Raw genomic sequence first — 19,783 nt, 5'->3', positions numbered from 1 at the left:
GAAGTACAATCACTATGAATAAATCATCTTTTCTTAAAACATTTTCGATAAGTGTACTGGCTGTTTGGTTCGGCTTTGCATGTACAGACCTTACCGAAAATATCCCGAGCGAACTGACTGATGAAACCTTCTTCCAAACAGAAGAGGAATTCATTGCAGCGCTTGGAGATGCGTACACCACGCTTGCTGCCTGGCAAAACCACGGCGGGCTGTTTGCGCTCAATATCGTTTCGTCTGATGAAGCTGCAATCCCTGTTAAGGGTGCTGACTGGGATGACGGTGGTATTTGGGTGCAGGCACATCGCCACACTATTGACAGCGAGCATGGTCCTACCAACGGTTCCTGGAACTTCCTGTTTTCCGGTGTAAGCAATACCAACCGGCTGATTTTCCAGTTTGAAAGCGCAGTTGAAGCTGGTACAGCGGATCCTGAGCTTGCAGAAGCTTTCATTGCTGAGCTTCGTGCCATGAGAGCATTCTACTACTACTTCCTGCTCGACAACTTTGGCAACGTACCAATCATCGATGACTTCGCCAATACGCCTGAACAACCTGCAAACAATCCTGATTTTCAGGCAGGCCGTCAGCAGGTGTTTGATTTTGTTGAATCGGAGTTGCTTGCAACCGTTGATCTCATCTCAGATGATCCACGCGGTAGCTATGGACGTTTCAACAAATACGCCGCACATTTCCTTCTTGGCAAGCTCTACCTGAATGCAGAAACATATACAGGTACAGCCCGATGGGCTGACGCTGAAACACAGTTTCAGGAGATTGTTGATTCCGGAAACTTTGCTTTGATGGCAAACTTCTTTGATAACTTTGCCACAAACAACTCAGGTTCTACAGAAACCATCTTTGCGATTCCTTATGATTCAGTGTTCCTGCCCGGTTTCAACATGCACAAGATGACGCTGCATTATGCACATCAGCAAACCTTCAACTTCCAGGATCAGCCCTGGAATGGCTATACAAGCCTTCAGGCTTTTTACGAGTCGTTTGAAGAAGATGATGTACGCCGTCAGGGCTTCCTTGAAGGCCCACAGTTTGACATTGGCGGTAACCCTCTGATCGATGACGAAATCGGACCCGGTCACCATATCGTGCTTACGCCCGAAATTGACGCTATCCGCATGACAGGCGCTATTTCGCGTCAGCAGGGCGTTCGTTTCAACAAGTTTGAGTATGCCATCGGTGCAACACCGGAACTTGATAACGACTTTCCTGTATTCCGCTTTGCAGATGCCATTCTTTCGCTTGCGGAAGCTCAGTACCGTCAGGGGAACATTTCAGATGCACTCATGAATATCAATCAGATTCGTGACCGTGCCGGTGTTGCTGCCTTTGCAACCCTTGATGATGATAAGCTCCTTGCTGAGCGGGGTCGTGAGCTCTACACGGAAATCTGGAGACGTCAGGATCAGATTCGTTTTGCCGGACATCAGGGTGAAACACGTTTCAACGACGCCTGGTGGGAAAAAGAAGTTTCTGAAGCCTTCAGAAATGTTTTCCCGATTCCGTTCAATCAGATTGCTGCAAATCCTAATCTTACACAGAATCCTGGTTACTAAGCGGTAATCCTTATTAAAATAGCTTTGCGCTTATGTGTAAAGTTCTGATGTAACTGATGAAAGGAAACGTGGTTTTACGCTGCGTTTCCTTTCTCTTTTTATACAGCTGTTTAGTATACTAAGACAAAACAATTCAACGGATACTGTTCATTTTGATAAACAGGCCTGTTTAGGTCCTGCGCTATGGTATTTAAAAAATCACCGGGAGGCTTCGCGTATATTTGTGCGCTTTTACTGGTGCAGCTTATACTAAGCAGCTGCAGTGATGAATCGCCACATACCGCGCAGTTTGAAAAACTGAATCCGGCTGCCATCGGGATCGATTTTCAAAACACGCTGTTCCCAACGGAAGACTTTAATATGTACATCTTCCGCAATTTTTATAACGGAGGGGGGGTAGCGGCCGGCGACCTCTCAGGCAACGGTTTACCGGATTTATTTTTCACCGGAAACATGGTTTCCAACCGCTTGTATATTAATCACGGTGATTTTGTTTTTGAGGATGTGACGGAGCAGGCAGGGCTGCGTTCCGATGACTACTGGAGTACCGGCGTAAGTTTCGCGGATGTGAACGGCAACGGTCTTCTCGATATTTTCGTAGCACGTTCCGGACCCGAGGGGGGCAAAGATCGGGCAAACCGCCTTTATATCAACAACGGAGACCTTACCTTCACCGAACAGGCAGAAGCCTGGGGTGTTGCAGATATTGGCCTGTCCACACATGCCGTTTTCTTTGATTATGACGGGGACGGATTGCCGGATCTTTATCTCATCAGCAATTCTTTCCACAACATGGAAAGTTTTGCAGGCATAACCGCAGCTGCACGAGATATACCTGATCCGCTCGGAGCGTCTAAGTTATATCGCAATGAGGGCGGCTATTTCCGTGATGTGACACAGGAAGCCGGCCTTTACAGCAGCGCAATTGGCTTTGGGCTCAGTGCCGTCGCGGCAGACATCAATCGTAACGGGCTGCCTGATCTGTATGTCGCTAACGATTTCTTCGAGCGGGATTATCTCTATCTCAACAACGGCGACGGCACGTTTACCGAAAGTCTTGAAGAGTTACTCCCCTCAATCAGCTTCAGTTCGATGGGTACGGACATAGCTGACCTGAACAATGATGGCTGGCCCGAGATGTATGTAACAGACATGCGACCCGTCGGGCAGGAGCGCCTGCGCTCGAAGATGACCATAGAAAGCCGGGGGGAGTATCTGCAAAACTATGAACGCGGCTTTCATTACAAATACACCCGGAATACGCTTCAGCTGAACAGAGGAGACGGGCGCTTTGCAGAAATCGGTCGCATGACCGGTATGGAAGCTACAGAGTGGAGCTGGGCTGCACTTATGGCTGACTTCAACCTTAACGGGTATCAGGATGTGTTCGTGGCCAATGGCATTTACAATGACTTGCTGGATCAGGATTACATCGAGCTTGTTGCCAACCCCGCGCGCATCCGGGAGATGATACAGGCGGGGGAAGAAAATGTAATTCTGAATCTTCTTGGCGAAATGAGCTCGGTGCCGGTGCGCAACATGCTTTTCGCCAATCAGGGCGAACTGCATTTTGAAGAAGTAACCCGGCTATGGGGGCTTGATCACCCGGCTTTTTCTACCGGAGCTGCCTGGGCAGACCTGAACGGAGACGGGGCGCTCGATTTGGTGGTCAGCAATGTGAATGGTCCGCCTATGATTTACCGCAACCGGATTCGGGAGCTTGAGCCTGAGCGCACTTTTCTTAGGGTCGATCTGCAAGGGGAGTCCCCCAATACGCACGCGTTAGGTGCGCAGCTCCATGTTTATGCCGGCGATAGGTACTGGTACCGTGAGCACAGCCTGCAGCGTGGTTTTCAATCTTCCGTTGAGCCCGGCTTGTTTGTGGGAACCGGTGAAACAGTACAGCTTGATTCCCTGATTTTACGCTGGCCCGATGGTCGTACGAGTCGTAAGCAAAATATCGCACTGCCTTCCCGTATACTTCTGCAAGAGTCTGACAGTACCACGCAGCCTGCGCCAGAGCCCATGCGTGCCCGCAATCCGGGACAAGCGGTCATGGCAGCGCAACAGTCCAAAACATGGGATAATAGTCCTGAAGCTTCAGCGGCTTTTACCGGGGCCCATGAGCCATTTCCGTATAGTGATTTTGGGCGTGAGCAATTACTGTTCAAAATGCGGTCAACGGAAGGACCGGCAACCTGTGCCGGGCAACTTGACGCCACGGGCGAACCGGTATTTTATATTGGTGGTGCCCGTAATCAGGCAGGTCGTCTGTTCAGAGAAGGTGTTGCCGGGCAGCTAATGCTGTTGCAGCCCGAACTTTTTGAAGCGCAGCGGCAGGCCGAAGATACCGACTGTGTCTTTTTTGATGCAACCGGTAATGGTGCTGATGATCTCTATGTGGTAAGCGGTGGCGCTTCCTTTTCGGCAACCTCATCCGGTTTGCGCGACCGCTTTTATCTTAATGATGGTCGCGGCAATTTCACCCTGTCTGACCAAATGCTGCCCGCATCGGGCCGATTTGAGTCCGGGTCCGTAGTACGTTCGCATGACTTCACCGGAAACGGCCTGAAGGATTTATTTGTCGGCACCCGCTACCGTTTGTTTGCCTACGGCATGCCTGCAGCCTCATATTTACTCGAAAATGAAGGTGATGGACGCTTTCGGGATGTAACCGCCGACTGGCTTCCGGAACTGCGTGAGGCCGGTATGGTAACAGCTGCGGTCTGGGCCGACCTTACAGGTGACGGAGTAAATGAGCTTGCAATCGCAGAAGAGTGGGGCCCGGTTCGGGTATTTCAGTCTGAAGGCAATCGCTTCAGTGAGATCACGGAAATGCTGGGCCTTGACCGCTATACCGGCTGGTGGACTTCACTCATTGCTGCAGATCTTACCGGGGACGGGCAGAAGAGTCTAATCGCCGGTAATCACGGTTTGAACTCGGTATTTCGCGCAACAGCGGAAGAACCGGTACGCATGGTTGTGACAGATCTCGACGGAAATGGCTTGCTCGATCATCTGATTGCCATGCCCGATAAGCAGGGCACATATTTTCCAATGGTGCTGCGACCCGACTTCATGTCCGCTGCCCCGGCATACCGGTCCCGCTATCCGACGCACGCGGAGTTTGCAGCCGCGTCTTTGCAGGATGTACTGCGCGATATTCCGTCTCAGCGGCAGCGGGTTCATGAAGTCAGCACCCTTGAATCGCTTTGGTTCCGCAAAAACGGCAACGGCTTTGAAGCTGTCCCGCTTCCTTTTGCCGCGCAGCTCGCGCCCGTATATGCGATTGCTGCCGGCGATTTCACTGGTAATAGTCGCACAGAGTTGATACTCGGCGGTAATCTTTACGATGTAAAGCCACAAACCGGCAAATATGATGCGCTTGAACCCACTATACTTTTTTATGAAGAGGATTGTGACTGCCTCCAAAGTATTCCCGCAAGACAACTCGGTCTGGATGTACCAGGTGAACTGCGCGCGGCAGTGCTGTATCCTGCCAATGATTCCCGTGATCCTGCAAGACTATTGATGGTCCGGCGGGGGGATACACCCCAAATCTTCCGGCAGGTTCAACCGCCTGCGGACCCTTCACCCTGAACTTTTTCTTTACACAGCTCCTCAAACAATATGCCTGTTCCCAACAAAACACTTCTTCTTTTTATAGTCCTTATCGCGGGACTTGCAGCTCTTCATGCCTGTTCAGAACAGCAGCCCGTCACCTATGAATCGCTGATAGAGAAAGGCCTTGACTCGGGCGAAAGACATGACACGCTCTTCCTGGGGTATCACTTCGGAATGACGAGACAGGATTTTCAGACTTCAAGCTGGGAAATGAACCGTGAGGGTATTATTACCGGGCTCACTAAGGTGGAATATACCAATCGGGACTGGCTCCCTTTTGAAGCCTACATCGAATTTTTTCCCGATTTTGAAGACGGAAAAATATCCCGGCTTCCGCTTGATATTCACTACCGGGACTGGGCTCCCTGGAATCAAAACCGATTTTCGGATTCGCTCGCAACAGAGCTCGCACAGCACTTTGCACAGGTGTACGGACAGGATTTTCACTGGATGTTTTTGCCGGAAGCCGACCGCGAAGGCTGGTTCAGCGTCCGCGGCAACCGCGCCATTTCAGTCTGGCGCCGGGACGACATGTGGGTCAGAGCCGTATTCCGCGACCTGACAGTTGATGCTGATATTCCGGAGGGTAGATAAGGGCGGAAACATATCCCAAAGGATGCTTAGGATTCAAAAAATAATCTTCCCCACAGCTCAATAATTTCCATTGTTCATTTATAGCCTTACACCAAAATTCAATAATAAATGATTGGTCGTCCGCTTGCTTTCTTAGCTTCAATTTATCCAAAAATTCTCCTGATATTGGCTTTAACCTACATTGTATCCTGTTCGGGAGAGGTTGGTCATGATACCCCGGAGCCCCTGTTCGAGTGGCTTAGCCCGGAGCGGACGGGTGTGGATTTTGAGAACAGGCTGGAGTTTTTGCCGAATTTCAACATTTACACCTACCGCAATTTCTACGATGGCGGTGGTGTGGCGGTCGGCGACCTGAGCGGGAACGGGTTGCCGGATTTGTACTTCATCAGCAATATGGGACCCAACCGGCTTTACTTTAATCAGGGCGATTACCGCTTTCTGGATGTAACCGAAGAAGCAGGCGTAGCCGGTACGCGCCGCTGGTCAACGGCGGCGGCTTTAGCAGATATCAACGGAAACGGTTTGCTCGATATCTATGTAACCAATTCCGGAAAACTCGACGACGCCCGCAACGAGCTGTTCATCAACAACGGTGACGGCACTTTCACCGAAAAGGCCGCAGTATTTGGACTCGATGATCCGGGTTATGGCATTCAGGCCTACTTCTTCGATTATGACGGTGACGGTCAGCTCGATATGTTCCTGATCAACAATGAAGATGAGGCTATTTCCGGTTTTGACCTGAGCAACAATCAGCGGTTCGAGCGCGACTTTTTGGGGGGCGACCGGCTGTTCCGGAATGAAGGCGGATTTTTCCGGGATGTGACGGAAGAAGCCGGTATTCTGAGCAGCATTATCGGGTTTGCGCTGAGTGCGGCCATTTCCGACCTGAACCGCAACGGCCTGCCGGATATTTTTGTGGCCAACGATTTTTTTGAACGCGATTACATCTACATGAACAACGGCGACGGCACCTTCACCGAAGTTGCAGGGGACGAGCGGGTGATTCGCAGTATGAGTGCGGCTTCAATGGGATCCGACATCGCCGACCTGAACAACAATGGGTGGCCCGATATTTACGTATCAGACATGCTTCCGTTCAAAGATGAGCGGATCAAAACCGTAACCCTTTTTGAAGACTGGGGCCGCTATCAGGAGAAAGTTGAATGGGGGTACGGGCATCAGTTTACGCGCAATGTGCTGCACCTGAATCAGAACGGTACGCACTTTAAAGAAGTAAGCCGGCTGACGGGCACGGAACCAACCGACTGGAGCTGGGCCGTACTTCTGGCCGATTTCGATCACAACGGGTTTAATGATATTCTGGTGACCAACGGACTCGTGCAGGACATCACCAATGTGGACTACCTTGGGGAGATCTCCGATCAGGAAACCATGCGGGCGGTCATCCGGCAGGAAGGCGTTGATTTTCAGCAGCTCATAGATCTGATTCCTTCACAGAAGGTGCGGAACGTGATGTTTGCCAACAATGGCAGCCTGAATTTTGAGGACATCACCGAGGCATGGGGACTGGGGGAGCCCACCTTTTCAAGCGGGGCGGCATGGGTGGATCTTACCGGAAACGGCGCGCTCGATCTGGTGATCAGTAATGTGAATCATCCATCGCGGATTTACCGGAACCGGACACTGGAATTATATCCGGAGCGGAGCTGGCTTCGGATTGATCTGGAAGGTGAGGCGCCAAACACGCAGGCTATTGGGGCACAGCTTCAGGTGTGGGGCGGCGGTCAGCACTGGTTCCGCGAGCATTTTCTGCAGCGGGGTTTTCAGTCGAGTGTAGAGCCGGGCTTTTTTGTAGGGCTCGGGGAGCTAAGCCGTATTGACTCTCTGATCGTGCGTTGGCCGGACGGTCGGACAAGCCGGGTGGATGATCTCGAAGTTCCGGCACGCCTTTCACTCTCTCAGCAACAGTCAGAAGCACGCAGCGCACCGCAGCCCGGGCCTGCCACTTTTGAAGGGGATGCGCGCAGCCTTCCTTCCGTAAAATTACGCGTATCGGAAAACAGCGGCCTTGATTTCAGACATGAGCGGTTTCGGTTTTCTGATTTTTCACGTGACCGCATGCAATATCAGATGCGATCGACCGAAGGCCCGGCCCTGTGTACAGCGGATGTGAGCGGTAACGGACTCGATGATGTGTACGTGGGCGGCGCAAGGAATCAGGCCGGCGGGTTGTTTGTACAGGGTGATGACGGCCGCTTCACGAAGACGGCTGCGGATGTGTTCGCGGCACACCGGTCTTCGGAAGATATAGCCTGCGTATTTTTTGACGCAACCGGCAACGGTCTTCAGGATTTGTATGTGGTCAGCGGCGGGAACAGTCACGGCTCAGCTTCCGCTGCCCTTTTGGACCGGCTGTACCTGAACCGGGGTAACGGACAGTGGGAACACAGCGGTCAGCCGCTGCCGCTGCCTGCCCGGCTTGTGTCCGGCTCTGTTGCCGTTGCGGCTGACTTTACAGGAAACGGGCATCATGATCTGTTTGTGGGCACCCGCCTGAGACCCTTCGCGATAGGCGTACCCGCAGACGCTTATCTCCTGGAGGGAGATGGCACCGGACAGTTCAGGGATGTGACGGCGCAGTTCATGCCGGAACTCACGGGCATTGGCATGATAACCGATGCGGCGGCAGGGGATCTCACGGGTGATGGTCAGCCCGAGCTGGTAGTTGTGGGCGAGTACATGCATCCCAAAGTATTTGCGCGGCAGGGTGAAAGCTGGCATGATATCAGCGCGGAGCTTGGGTTATCGGCTTATTCCGGTATCTGGTACAGCGTGAAGCTGGCGGATGTCACCGGCAACGGCAGGCTGGATATTATCGGTGGCAATCACGGACTGAACAGCCTGTTACGGGGCAGTCCGGAGCGGTCGCAGCGCATGTGGGTCGGTGATTTTGCGCAGGATGGTATCGTTAATCAGATTCTGGCGATGAATCAGCCTGAAGGTGTTTTCCCGCTGATACTTCGTCACGATTTGCTGGAGGAAGTACCGGGACTGGCAGAAAAGTATCCGGATTATGCAAGCTATGGAGGGCAGGAAGTGACGGATATTTTTACGCCTGAAGAGCTGGAGGCCGCAATTTTGCTGGAAGCTGCGGAGCTGGGAAGCATGATTTTTATCAATGAAGGTGAAGCGGGATTTCGTGCGGAGCGGCTGCCGCTGCGTGCGCAGTTCGGCCCGGTTTTCGGAATCGGTGCCGCAGACCTGACGGGCGACGGGCGGGCCGAGGTTTTGCTCGGCGGCAATCTGTTTGAGGTACGTCCGCAGCAGGGACCTTACGACGCCCTTCGCGGAACCCTGTTGCGTTATGATGCCGCTCAGGAAAAACTGGTCTCCTATCCTGCGCATGCAAGCGGCTTCGATGTTTGGGGGCAGCTGCGGGGCGTGCAGATCATCAGCGGTCCGGGCGGAACCTTGCGCGTAGTTGCCGCGCGCTATGATGATGACGTTTTGGTTTTTGAAGTGGAGTGATTTGTCAAAACTGAGGAGTCAAACAAGTTTTTTTGGACATAAATGGTAAACTGATTTAATTGCTACTAATCGCCTGTTGGACTTCTCTCACTCGCAGGCTGAAAGATGACATGTCTTTACTGCCTGATAATTATTTTTTTTATGACACAGGACATCCGCTGGGAACAACGGTTCGCGAATTATCAACTTGCTTTAGGTAAGCTTTCGGAATCTGTTGATTTTATTGAACATGAGTACACTCTTCAACATACAGAAGAAGGGGGAGCGGTCTTGCTCGATGAAATGATTAAGGAGTCTCTCATTCAGCGGTTTGAATACACGCACGAGCTGGCGTGGAAGGTGATGAAGGATTAGGCCATTTATCAGGGAATAAGGGACCTTGGCGGGAGCCGCGACGCAGTAAGGGAAGCTTATCAGCTCAAATTGATAAGCGACGGAAAAGTTTGGATGGAAATGATTCTGAGCCGCAACCTGAGTTCACATACATACAACAAAGAAACAGCCGATAAGATCTTTACCAAAATCATCACCCTATATTACCCCGCTTTTGTGGAATTTGAGCATAAAATGCTGACAAAAATAGATGGAAACACAGAGGAAGGCTTGTGAACCAAACAACAGGACTCACTTCCGAAGAATGGCATGACATTCGGAGCGTTTTTTTTAAATATCCTGATATAGAGCGGGTTATTCTCTATGGATCAAGAGCTATGGGAAACTATCAACCGGCTTCTGATATTGACCTGACGCTCATCGGGGAAGATATCGATTTAGGCATTCTTTCTGATATTACCTTCGAACTCGACGACTTGTTGCTGCCGTACAAATTTGACCTTTCCATTTATCAGGATATTTCAAATGAAGCGCTGAAAGAACATATTAAGCGCGTCGGAATCGTCCTGTATGAAAAAGTGCCGGTAAACTGAAAGTACCTGAGGTGAGGCACTAAGTGAGTCACCAACTATTGATGAACTGAGGCATTTTTTTATAGGGTAAGCCAGCGTACCACATTCACGACGTTCTCGCGGAGCTCCTGTTTGATGGCAAGCTGTTCAGGATTCGCATGCAAGCGGCTTCGATGTTTGGGGGCAGCTGCGGGGCGTGCAGATCATAAGCGGTCCGGGCGGAACCCTGCGCGTAGTTGCCGCGCGCTATGATGATGACGTGCTCGTCTTTGATCTGTAGTAATGAAGCGGCAAGGCTTTGTTTTCGGAGCTGATAAGAATGTACCATGTTATCTTAATCGCACTTATAAAATAGTCAATTGGCGATAATTTGCAGGGGGGGGGCAACCTTCACAAAAACAGTGGAAACAGGCAGGGTCGCTCAGACCAAAAAACCGATTTGTAATTACACTGTTTTTTTTGGGTGAAATCCCGTGAACAGCACTGTTTTTCGTGACAGTTCATGAGCCCCCAAATCAAAGATAAAGCCCGTGGTTTTTGGGGGAGTAATTCGTAAGAAACGGGTGAAATAATGCAGCTTTTTCATTCCGGCTTTATCAGTGCTTGGGGAATAAGCCCGACAGAATGTTTCCTTGCTCTAACTCGCATTATTCACCAAGAAATTTTCTTGCTGGCAAGGCGAAGCGGAAAACTCAGCGGAAGGGTACCTAAGTATCCTGAGCATGAGTTTTCAGCTTCAACGCAGCCAGCGGGGAAATTTCGCAGTCTTACACCACACTCAAATCTGAGCCGCAAGTGTCTTTCGCTAAGCCAAATTTAAACATACATTTAGCAAATAAATACTGTTTGATTGTGAATAATGCGGGCTAACTTTTGTTCAAACAAGCCAGAAAGCTACATCAAAATTAAGCGCATTGCGGAATGTCGCTAAGAAAAGGGCTGCCCATTTTTTGATGAGATCTGTCTAATAGGAAAAGCGCGAACATCAAAAGCAAGGCATTTGCCGTAGGTTTGGGATCTTAGCCATGTTTCGAAAAACAGTGATGCCCACGGAGTTTCCCCCAAAAAAAAGAAAAGCAGGACTTGGCTGCGCATTATGCTCCGACTGATCTGCCTGATGTACGTTTTTTTGTGCTGAACATTGCGCTTATCATGGCGGCATTAATGTTCAGGCCTGATGTCGCTGTGGAAGATGATACAACTAAAAAGCCCTGCAAATCAGAGACTTACAGGGCTTTTGTACCGGCGATCGGAGTCGAACCGATACTCCTTTCGGAACACGAGTTTGAGTCGTGCGCGTCTACCAATTCCGCCACGCCGGCGCTTTTTGGAAGATTCCAAATATAATGGGGAAGCGCTCCAAATGAAAGTGCTGCGTAAAATTTATCAGCCGGATTTGTCCGTTTCCGGTTTAGGTTCTTGTTTGTGTAAAGTTGGTCGCTGGCGCAGTAAGACCGGCGCTATGGCTGACTGATATCAGGAACCGGTGGCTGTATTGCGGCTGAGCTGATCGGCGATCCTGCGCATGTCTGCGAGAACACCCTGCGCCGTGACTTCGCTGCCGGCACCAGGACCCTGAATGGTGACGGGCGAGCGCTGATAGTATCGGCTGCGGATGGAGATCAGGTTGTCGGCACCCCGCAAGGTTCCTATAGGAGATTCTGCAGGCACGGCACGCACACCGACTTCAATTTTCTCAGGCGTGATGGTGCCGACATAGCGGAGAACTTTTCCTTCGGCCCGGGCTTCTTCGACCCGCTTTTTCCAAAGCTCATCGTAGGCCGAAAGGCCGTCGAAGAAGGCCCCGAGCGGCGCGTGTCGCAGGTCTTCCGGTGTCTGATCTTCGGCGGTGAAGGCGTCGCGCTCCATGCGAATGCCCGCAGTACGGGCCAGAATCAGGCATTTGCGGGCTACGTCTTCACCGGACAGATCGTCCCGAGGATCAGGCTCGGTATAGCCTTCATCGTAGGCCTTGCGAACGGCTTCGCTAAACGGCACGCCTTTTTCCAGCTCTCCGAAAAGGTAGGTCATGGTTCCGGAAAGTACCCCCGAAATACGAAGCACGGTGTCTCCGTTTTGCACCATGGTGCTGATGGTGTTCACGATGGGCAGCCCGGCACCCGCCGCAGCTTCATAGCGAAAAAGGGCGCCGTTTTCGCGCGGTGCAACGAGCTGATCGAAAAAGTGCTGCGGCATGGTATTGGCAATTTTACTCGGCGTTACAACGTGCACGCCGGCATTGAGCAGGCGCAGGTACAGCAGGGCGACTTCGCGGCTGCCGGTCGCGTCCACAAACAGCAGCCCGCGACCGCTTTTTTCGCGATGGCGAATGAGTTGTGCCACAATCGAGGGCCAGCGGGTGGGCGTAACAGGGCGCTGACCGGAGATGCGATTCACAAATGAGGCTTGCTGCACGCCTTCTTCGTGAATGAGCGCGAGTTTGCTGTTACAAAAGCCGATCAGGTGGAAGTCTTCAGAGAGGGGGCCGCCGGGCTCGAGTTGCCGTAACAGCTCGCTACCAACGGTTCCGATACCGGCAATAAAAACATCCAGCAGCGGATTCTCAGCAGGTGCCGCTTCAAAAAAGGAAGGGCCAAGGTTTTCAAGGCGGAAGGTGCCGGTCACTTCTTGTGCCGGGTGCTTCAGTTTGAGTGCTTTCATCAGGTGTTTTAGGTCAGAAAATTAGCTTGGGTTTACAGGGGGCGGGTCTTTCGCTTCTCTTCAGGCGGCGCGGTGTTTGATGTGATGCCGAAATTCAAGCAGCAGATTGTTGAGCTGCCTGAATTCAATCAGGAAAGCGTCGTGTCCGTATTCGGAGCGGATCTCGCGATAGAAGCTGTTGGGCAGCTTTTGTGCGAGTGCGCGCTGTTCGGCAACGGGGTACAGCAAATCGGAATCAATGCCCACGACCAGTACCGGGATTTGGATGGCCGCCAATGCTTTGTCGAGTCCGCCGCGCCCGCGTCCGGCGTCGTGCGTATCCATCATTTGGGTGAGGCGCACATAACTGAGCGGGTCGAAGCGTTGTGTGAGCTTCCCGCCCTGATAGCGCAGATAGCTTTCCACCTGAAAGGTTTGGTCGTCGCGCTGATTGCGTCCGAAGCGTTCGGAAAATTGCTGTGGTGCGCGGTAAGTGAGCATTGCCATGGATCGCGCAGCGGAGAGCCCCTGAACCGGGGACTCATCCGGCGCGTAATCCCCGCCTTTCCAGCGGCTGTCGGCGTAAATCGCCTGACGCTGTGCTTCACTGATGCCGATCGCCCACGCTTCATGTCGCGCACCCGCAGCAATTACTGCCGCAGACTGCACGCGCTTGTCCATGGCAGCAAATTCGAGCGCCTGCATGCCGCCCATCGATCCGCCAATCACCAGCTGAATCTGTTTCACCCGCATGTGATCGAGAACCAGTTGCTGTGCCCGCACCACATCCCGAATGGTCAGCACCGGAAATGCAGAGCCGTACCGGCGGCCTGTTTCCGGGTTAACAGACTGCGGTGAGGTTGAACCGTAGCAGCTGCCCGGCACATTCATGCAAATAATGAATTGTTCGTCGGGGTTGAGAATGCTGTTTTCGGTAAACAAACCGGAAAACCATTCTTCCGCATTGGCATGCCCTGTGAGGGCGTGACAAATCACGACTACATTATCGCGGGCTTCATTGAGGCGCCCCCAGGATTTCCAGGCTACATCGAGCTGTGTAAACCGAAAGCCCGATTCTGTCACGAAGCCAAGCAGATGGGAGTAGATGGAGTCAGCGTAATTCATATCAATACGGGTTAAAGCAGATTCAGGGTGATGGTAAAGGGAGAAGTGTGCTTAGGCTTAGGCTCAGGCCGTGACCGGGACTGCGGCGAATGCTTCAGCGAAATCGAAGGTGATGTCGTCGATGTGCTCAAGTCCTACAGAAACCCGGATGAGGTCATCGGTTACGCCGCTTGCCAGCTGTTCATCCGCAGAGAGCTGTTGATGGGTTGTTGAAGCCGGATGAATCACCAGCGTTTTGGCGTCGCCTACGTTCGCGAGATGGCTTGCAAGCTGTACGTTCTCAATAAAGGCTTTTGCTGCCTCGTAGCCGCCTTTCACCCCAAAAGTGAGCACAGCACCGAAGCGGTTGGGCTGCAGATATTTCTTTGCGGTTTCGTGATAAGGATGGTCTTCGAGCCCGGCATAGCTGACCCAGTTCACAGCATCCTGATTCCTGAGCCATTGCGCGAGTTTGATGGCATTTTCGCAGTGTCGTTCTACCCGAAGCGAGAGGGTTTCAAGTCCCTGAAGCAGCAGGAAGCTGTTGAAAGGTGATTGCGATGAGCCGAAGTCGCGCAGTCCTTCTACGCGGGCACGGATGGCGAAAGCAATGTTTCCAAAGGGGCCTTCATCCCCAAAGACTTCCCAGAAATTGAGACCGTGATAGCCGGGAGAGGGCTCCGAAAAGAGCGGGAATTTGCCGTTGCCCCAGTTGAAGTTACCGGCATCAACCAGCACGCCGCCTACAGACGTGCCATGACCGCCAATCCATTTGGTTGCTGATTCAACCACGATGTTTGCGCCATGGTCGATCGGACGCGCAATTGCACCGCCGGCGCCAAAAGTGTTATCAACGATTAGGGGAATACCGTTGCGTCGCGCAACAGAGGAGAGAGCTTCGAAATCGGGCACGTTGTTTTTCGGGTTTCCGAGCGATTCCACGTAAATCGCCTTGGTGTTTTCATCGATGGCGGCTTCAAAAGCTTCAGGGGCGTCTTCGGTCACGAATTTCACGTCAATGCCGAGGCGCGGCAGGGAGACTTTGAACTGATTGTAGGTTCCGCCATAGAGATTGCTTGTAGATACAATATTGTCGCCTTTTTGGGCAATCGTTGTGATGGCGAGAAACTGTGCGGCCTGACCGGAAGCCGTTGCAACCGCGGCAACGCCGCCTTCAAGTGCAGCGATGCGCTTCTCGAATACATCAGTCGTCGGGTTCATGATGCGGGTGTAGATATTGCCAAAATCCTTGAGCGCAAACAGTGTAGCTGCATGCTCAGTATCTTTGAACTGATAGGAAGTGGTCTGATAAATAGGAACTGCGCGAGAGCCCGTTGTAGGGTCCGGCTCCTGACCGGCGTGCAGCTGAAGGGTTTCGAAACGGTAATTGCGGGGCTTGGTTGGGTTGCTCATAGTCTTGTTTTCGCTTAGGTTGGATTAGATGTGTTAACTTGAACAGGTGAAAGAATGATGAAAAGTGATATATGATGCATCGGGCGCGAAAACGGGAAAAGCAGAAATAAAAAAAGCCTCTCCCGGGAAAGATTCGGAAGAGGCTTAAGATTTGGGCTGCATAAGGTTTATGCAAAAAACCGGAAACCAGTCTTTCTCATCTTTCCCTGATTGCGCGCTAAGCAGCAATCGGGCAGGAATTAGCACCTGACTCCCGGTTTTACCGGAACGGTTGCTAAGGCGTCACAGGGCCTGTCCCTCAGCCTTTCTTGATAAGATTATGCTTCAAAGAACAAATTATCTCACACGACGGCAGCGACAAACCCTATCTGCATTCGCATGTAACAACATGAAATGTCGAAATGAAGGGTCGCTGATGTGGTGTGTGATAAAATCATGCTTAAAACTATATGCTAAAAGTAATACATGTCAAGCTTAAATTTTCTTTTTATTCAGAGCCCATGGTTTTTGGTTTTTAAGCTGATAAAAACCGGCCTGTGTGATTCAGACGCCCTTTTTTAAATAGGTGAAAGTGATCTGAAGACGTGTAGTCAGGAAAAGTAAGGAGCCTTAGAACACTATGGGCGCCTGCTGTGCAAGGGTACCAGGATGGCTTTACGCGGGCTTTTTTTTGTGAATTCGATTGAATACCGAATCACTTCTAAGAAGTCAAAACAAGTCACAAATATCCAATGAAGAAGCTTCGAAGGTGGTCGGCTTACAGAAGGTCTCATGCTTATGATGTAGTGCAAGGCGGGTAAAATCGAGCATAATTTGCAATCAACTTCAATGAAGATGACTCAATCATAATGCTAATTGATTTATGAGGCGGTACCATTTTCTGCAAGTTTGTCACGGGCCTGACGTGCACCGTGACAATTTGAATCTATTAGAGAGGTCACGGCTGACAATTTTAATTTCTTTGGCGAGGCCTAAGTTTGGCACGGTTTTTTCTGTTTAGGCACCATCGACACAAAAAAGGCTTTCGTCACTTTCCGGAAGCCGATCAGAATCTTAACCATCCAAAAACAAAGAAAACTCAAAAAGGAGTTATTCATTATGGCATCAATCAAACCTTTGTCCGACCGTGTTCTGGTAAAGCCGGATCTTGCTGAGGAAAAAACCTCAAGCGGCATCATTATACCTGATACAGCCAAAGAGAAGCCACAACGTGGAACTATTGTAGCTGTAGGCGAAGGCCGTTATGAAAACGGTAATAAAATCGCGATGGCGCTCAAAGAAGGCGACAAAGTGCTTTACGGCAAATACGCCGGTACCGAACTCACCATTGATGGCGACGAGCTCCTCATCATGCGTGAAAGCGACATCCTCGGTATCCTGAGCTGATTGCCCGGGATTCAGCAAAGCTTTTCATCACAGCCGGTTGAAACCGGTTTATGAACCAATCTTAAAATAAAACCAAAAGCTAAAGACAGTTATGTCAAAGAACATCAATTATAACGTAGAAGCCCGCGAATCTCTGAAGCGTGGTGTAGATAAACTTGCCAATGCCGTAAAAGTGACCCTCGGTCCCCGCGGCCGCAATGTTGTCATCGAGAAATCTTTCGGTGCGCCAACCATCACTAAAGATGGTGTAACCGTAGCCAAGGAAATTGAACTCGAAGATAAAGTTGAAAACATGGGCGCACAGATGGTGCGTGAAGTTGCTTCCAAAACCAACGACAATGCTGGCGACGGTACAACAACTGCAACCGTTCTTGCGCAGTCCATCATCCAAAATGGTCTCAAAAACGTTACCGCAGGTGCCAATCCTATGGACCTCAAGCGCGGTATTGACGAGGCGGTTAAGGTAGTTGTCAGCGAGCTCAAGAACCTGAGCAAGCCGGTAGGCGACAGCATTGAAAGCATTCGTCAGGTAGGTACTATCTCTGCCAACGGCGATGAGGAAATCGGTAATCACATTGCAGATGCAATGGAAAAAGTTGGCAAAGACGGTGTTATTACCGTTGAAGAAGCCAAAGGTACCGAAACCTACCTTGAGACGGTAGAAGGTATGCAGTTCGACCGTGGTTACCTCTCTCCCTACTTTGTTACCAACAGCGACAGCATGGTAGCTGAGCTTGATGATCCCTACATCCTCATCTACGACAAGAAAATTTCTTCGATGAAAGACCTGCTTCCGGTGCTTGAAAAAGCCATCCAAACCGGCAAGCCTCTCCTCATCATTGCAGAGGACATCGAAGGCGAAGCACTCGCTACCCTTGTAGTGAACAAGCTACGCGGAACCCTCAAAATCGCAGCTGTTAAAGCTCCGGGCTTCGGCGATCGTCGTAAGGCCATGCTCGAAGATATCGCCATCCTCACCGGTGGTACCGTTATCAGCGAAGAGCGCGGCTACAAGCTTGAAAATGCTACTCTCGAGTACCTCGGTCAGGCTGCACGTATTACCATCGACAAAGACAACACAACTGTTGTTGACGGTAAAGGTCAGCAGGATGACATCAAAGCCCGCATCAATCAGATCAAGGCTCAAATCGAGAACACGACCTCTGACTACGACCGTGAGAAACTGCAGGAGCGTCTTGCCAAGCTGAGCGGCGGTGTTGCGGTTCTCTACATCGGTGCTGCTTCTGAAGTCGAAATGAAAGAGAAGAAAGCCCGCGTTGAAGATGCTCTGCACGCTACCCGCGCTGCTGTTGAAGAAGGAATCGTACCTGGCGGTGGTGTTGCATTCATCCGCACGCTCAAAGCTCTGGATGGCATCACAGGTGAAAATGATGATGTGAAACTTGGAGTAGACATTGTACGCCGCGCCATCGAGTCACCACTGCGTACCATCGTTTCAAACGCAGGCCTTGAAGGATCTATCGTTGTACAGCGCGTGAAAGAAGGCGAAGGTAACTTCGGTTTCAATGCCCGCACTGAAGTGTACGAAGATCTGGTTGCTACTGGTGTTATTGACCCAACCAAGGTGTCCCGTACAGCCCTCGAGAATGCAGCATCCGTTGCAGGCCTGCTCCTGACAACTGAGGCCGTAATTTCTGAGAAGCCAAGCGACAAAGACGCAGCTCCTGCAGCCCCTGATATGGGCGGCATGGGTGGTATGGGCGGAGGCATGGGCTTCTAAAAAGCTCCCTCAGCTTATTTCCAAAATGCATCCGACCGGATGCACTATCTTCAAACGTCCGTCTTCCAAGCGAAGGCGGACGTTTTTTTATAGAGATATCACGCATCCAAAGCAATGATTTTTGGTTGATGTAAAAAAGCCATCTTAAAAACAGCAGCTGAAAATTGATTATCGATCGGATAATTCATTCGTTTGGGGCATTTTTTACTCGATCTTACGCTGCGCTATACCAAAAACAATGTATCAAATGATGTGGGTAAACACGCTCTTTGGTCTTATTTTGGGGATATGTTTCTGTCCCTGATTTTTCAATTACATCAATTCCGGTATTTCAGCGCCCGCTTATGAGTTTAAGCTATGTATTTCGTGAAAGTTTTGCTGGTTTCAGGCGGGCACGGCTGTCGGCTTTTTCATCTGTATTGGCCATAATGCTGGCTGTGGTGCTGGTTGGGATACTTGCCCGGGTAAGCACAAACGCCTTCGAGTTGGCGCAGGCGCTCAGGCAGCAGGTTGAAGTTGAAGTTTTTCTGGCGGACCTCAGTGACCGTCAAATGAATGAGATTGGCATCAGTATACGGGCACAAGAGGAGGTAGAAACAGCGGTATTTATCAGCAGGGAAGCGGCGATGGATCGTTTCCGGGAAGAGTTTGGTGCTGAAAGCGAGCTTTTCGGAGATGTGCTCTTCCTGCCGGCAAGCTATCTGATCCGCGTGAAGCCTGACATTAGTGCTGCGGAAATTGTGGTGCTGGTAGATCAGCTCAGGGAATTGCGAGGGGTAGAAGAAGTGCGCTTTAATCAGCGGGGACTGGAGCTGCTGGAAGACCGGCTGACCGTTTTTATCGCAGCAGGTTCCTTGTTCGGGCTTTTCATCAGTTTTATTGCTTTCATTCTGGTATTTAATACAATCCGTCTCACGATTTATGCCAAGCGTGATCTCATCAGGGCAATGAAGCTGGTAGGGGCGACGAACGGTTTTATCAAGCGGCCCTTTATGCTGGAAGGTAGTCTGCAGGGCTTTACCGGCGGACTGTTAGGTACGGGCATTGTTGCGCTGATTTTTACCTACGGACTGCCTGCATGGCTCCCGCAACTTGAACGTCTTACCTGGCCTCTTGGGGAATGGTACTGGCTCAGCGGTGCGCTTGTGCTGCTCGGCATAATTCTCGGCTTTCTTGGCTCGCGCTCGGCTTCAAAGAAGTTTATTCAGCAAACGAAAATTGGGTAGGGGCCGGGGCTGTATAGGGTTTTCTTTGGGTTTGAAAGTAGAGCGGAGGTGGGGTAGCGCGGCACTCAACTATCAGCGCTCCTGTTA

The 19,783-nt window shown here is 51.1% G+C and carries 12 protein-coding genes, 1 tRNA gene, 1 pseudogene and 1 riboswitch; of the genes and pseudogenes, 9 read left to right on the top strand and 5 right to left on the bottom strand.

All coding sequences use genetic code 11. The features are described from left to right. The first annotated feature begins 14 nt into the window (after window positions 1-14). The 6 genes and pseudogenes from CYPRO_RS11540 (at window position 15) to CYPRO_RS11515 (ending at window position 10,207) form a co-directional block, all read left to right on the top strand. Window positions 15-1,571 carry a RagB/SusD family nutrient uptake outer membrane protein gene (locus CYPRO_RS11540; RefSeq protein ID WP_114984753.1) on the top strand — a complete coding sequence of 519 codons (1,557 nt, stop codon included), beginning with the start codon at window positions 15-17 and terminating at the stop codon, window positions 1,569-1,571. A 183-nt stretch (window positions 1,572-1,754) separates the two neighbouring features. Continuing rightward, entirely contained in the window at window positions 1,755-5,171 is a 3,417-nt protein-coding gene (locus CYPRO_RS11535) for a VCBS repeat-containing protein (protein WP_114984752.1), read from the top strand. A 30-nt stretch (window positions 5,172-5,201) separates the two neighbouring features. Next, on the top strand, window positions 5,202-5,789 hold the full coding sequence (locus CYPRO_RS11530; RefSeq protein ID WP_114984751.1) for a hypothetical protein: 588 nt from the start codon (window positions 5,202-5,204) through the stop codon (window positions 5,787-5,789). Window positions 5,790-5,954: 165 nt separating this feature from the next. Then, window positions 5,955-9,281, top strand: a complete 3,327-nt coding sequence (locus CYPRO_RS11525; protein ID WP_164682736.1) for a VCBS repeat-containing protein — start codon at window positions 5,955-5,957, stop codon at window positions 9,279-9,281. A gap of 105 nt (window positions 9,282-9,386) precedes the next feature. Continuing rightward, window positions 9,387-9,890 (top strand): annotated as a pseudogene (locus tag CYPRO_RS11520) (nucleotidyltransferase substrate binding protein). Beyond that, window positions 9,887-10,207 (top strand): nucleotidyltransferase domain-containing protein, encoded by a 321-nt coding sequence (locus tag CYPRO_RS11515; protein ID WP_114984749.1) that lies wholly within the window; start codon window positions 9,887-9,889, stop codon window positions 10,205-10,207. Before CYPRO_RS11520 ends, CYPRO_RS11515 begins: the two are co-directional and overlap by 4 nt. 85 nt (window positions 10,208-10,292) lie before the next feature. On the opposite strand, the gene CYPRO_RS11510 is transcribed toward CYPRO_RS11515, so the two are convergent. The 5 genes from CYPRO_RS11510 to CYPRO_RS11490 form a co-directional block, all read right to left on the bottom strand. Beyond that, window positions 10,293-10,514 (bottom strand): hypothetical protein, encoded by a 222-nt coding sequence (locus CYPRO_RS11510; RefSeq protein WP_114984748.1) that lies wholly within the window; start codon window positions 10,512-10,514, stop codon window positions 10,293-10,295. 912 nt (window positions 10,515-11,426) lie between these two features. Continuing rightward, window positions 11,427-11,508, bottom strand: a tRNA-Leu gene (locus tag CYPRO_RS11505). A gap of 154 nt (window positions 11,509-11,662) precedes the next feature. After that, the gene (locus CYPRO_RS11500) at window positions 11,663-12,847 is read right to left on the bottom strand and encodes a homoserine dehydrogenase family protein (RefSeq protein WP_114984747.1); all 1,185 of its coding nucleotides are present in this window, start codon (window positions 12,845-12,847) and stop codon (window positions 11,663-11,665) included. A gap of 60 nt (window positions 12,848-12,907) precedes the next feature. Then, window positions 12,908-13,951 carry a homoserine O-acetyltransferase MetX gene (gene metX, locus CYPRO_RS11495; RefSeq protein ID WP_114984746.1) on the bottom strand — a complete coding sequence of 348 codons (1,044 nt, stop codon included), beginning with the start codon at window positions 13,949-13,951 and terminating at the stop codon, window positions 12,908-12,910. A gap of 63 nt (window positions 13,952-14,014) precedes the next feature. Beyond that, window positions 14,015-15,343 (bottom strand): O-acetylhomoserine aminocarboxypropyltransferase/cysteine synthase family protein, encoded by a 1,329-nt coding sequence (locus tag CYPRO_RS11490; RefSeq protein ID WP_114984745.1) that lies wholly within the window; start codon window positions 15,341-15,343, stop codon window positions 14,015-14,017. A gap of 193 nt (window positions 15,344-15,536) precedes the next feature. Then, window positions 15,537-15,661: riboswitch (SAM riboswitch) on the bottom strand. Between the two features lie 780 nt (window positions 15,662-16,441). Here CYPRO_RS11490 and groES point away from each other — a divergent pair. From groES to CYPRO_RS11475, 3 genes are all read left to right on the top strand, one after another. After that, a complete protein-coding gene (gene groES / locus CYPRO_RS11485) occupies window positions 16,442-16,729 on the top strand; it encodes a co-chaperone GroES (RefSeq protein ID WP_114984744.1) in 288 nt (95 codons plus the stop codon). Window positions 16,730-16,820: 91 nt separating this feature from the next. Further along, on the top strand, window positions 16,821-18,470 hold the full coding sequence (groL, locus tag CYPRO_RS11480; protein ID WP_114984743.1) for a chaperonin GroEL: 1,650 nt from the start codon (window positions 16,821-16,823) through the stop codon (window positions 18,468-18,470). A gap of 344 nt (window positions 18,471-18,814) precedes the next feature. Continuing rightward, window positions 18,815-19,696: a cell division protein FtsX gene (locus CYPRO_RS11475; RefSeq protein WP_124245597.1), complete on the top strand. Its 882-nt coding sequence runs from the start codon at window positions 18,815-18,817 to the stop codon at window positions 19,694-19,696. Window positions 19,697-19,783 lie beyond the last annotated feature (87 nt).

It is taken from the genome of Cyclonatronum proteinivorum (genome assembly GCF_003353065.1).
In the GTDB taxonomy this organism is placed as follows: domain Bacteria; phylum Bacteroidota; class Rhodothermia; order Balneolales; family Cyclonatronaceae; genus Cyclonatronum; species Cyclonatronum proteinivorum.
This window is presented reverse-complemented; position numbering and strand designations above follow the sequence as displayed.

What these genes read in the sequence shown, in the direction of transcription:
- CYPRO_RS11540 (WP_114984753.1), top strand. Translation starts at nt 15, where the DNA reads ATGAATAAATCATCTTTTCTTAAAACATTTTCGATAAGTGTACTGGCT.
- CYPRO_RS11535 (WP_114984752.1), top strand. Translation starts at nt 1,755, where the DNA reads ATGGTATTTAAAAAATCACCGGGAGGCTTCGCGTATATTTGTGCGCTT.
- CYPRO_RS11530 (WP_114984751.1), top strand. Translation starts at nt 5,202, where the DNA reads ATGCCTGTTCCCAACAAAACACTTCTTCTTTTTATAGTCCTTATCGCG.
- CYPRO_RS11510 (WP_114984748.1), bottom strand. Translation starts at nt 10,514, where the DNA reads ATGGTACATTCTTATCAGCTCCGAAAACAAAGCCTTGCCGCTTCATTA.
- CYPRO_RS11500 (WP_114984747.1), bottom strand. Translation starts at nt 12,847, where the DNA reads ATGAAAGCACTCAAACTGAAGCACCCGGCACAAGAAGTGACCGGCACC.
- metX (WP_114984746.1), bottom strand. Translation starts at nt 13,951, where the DNA reads ATGAATTACGCTGACTCCATCTACTCCCATCTGCTTGGCTTCGTGACA.
- CYPRO_RS11490 (WP_114984745.1), bottom strand. Translation starts at nt 15,343, where the DNA reads ATGAGCAACCCAACCAAGCCCCGCAATTACCGTTTCGAAACCCTTCAG.
- groES (WP_114984744.1), top strand. Translation starts at nt 16,442, where the DNA reads ATGGCATCAATCAAACCTTTGTCCGACCGTGTTCTGGTAAAGCCGGAT.
- groL (WP_114984743.1), top strand. Translation starts at nt 16,821, where the DNA reads ATGTCAAAGAACATCAATTATAACGTAGAAGCCCGCGAATCTCTGAAG.
- CYPRO_RS11475 (WP_124245597.1), top strand. Translation starts at nt 18,815, where the DNA reads ATGAGTTTAAGCTATGTATTTCGTGAAAGTTTTGCTGGTTTCAGGCGG.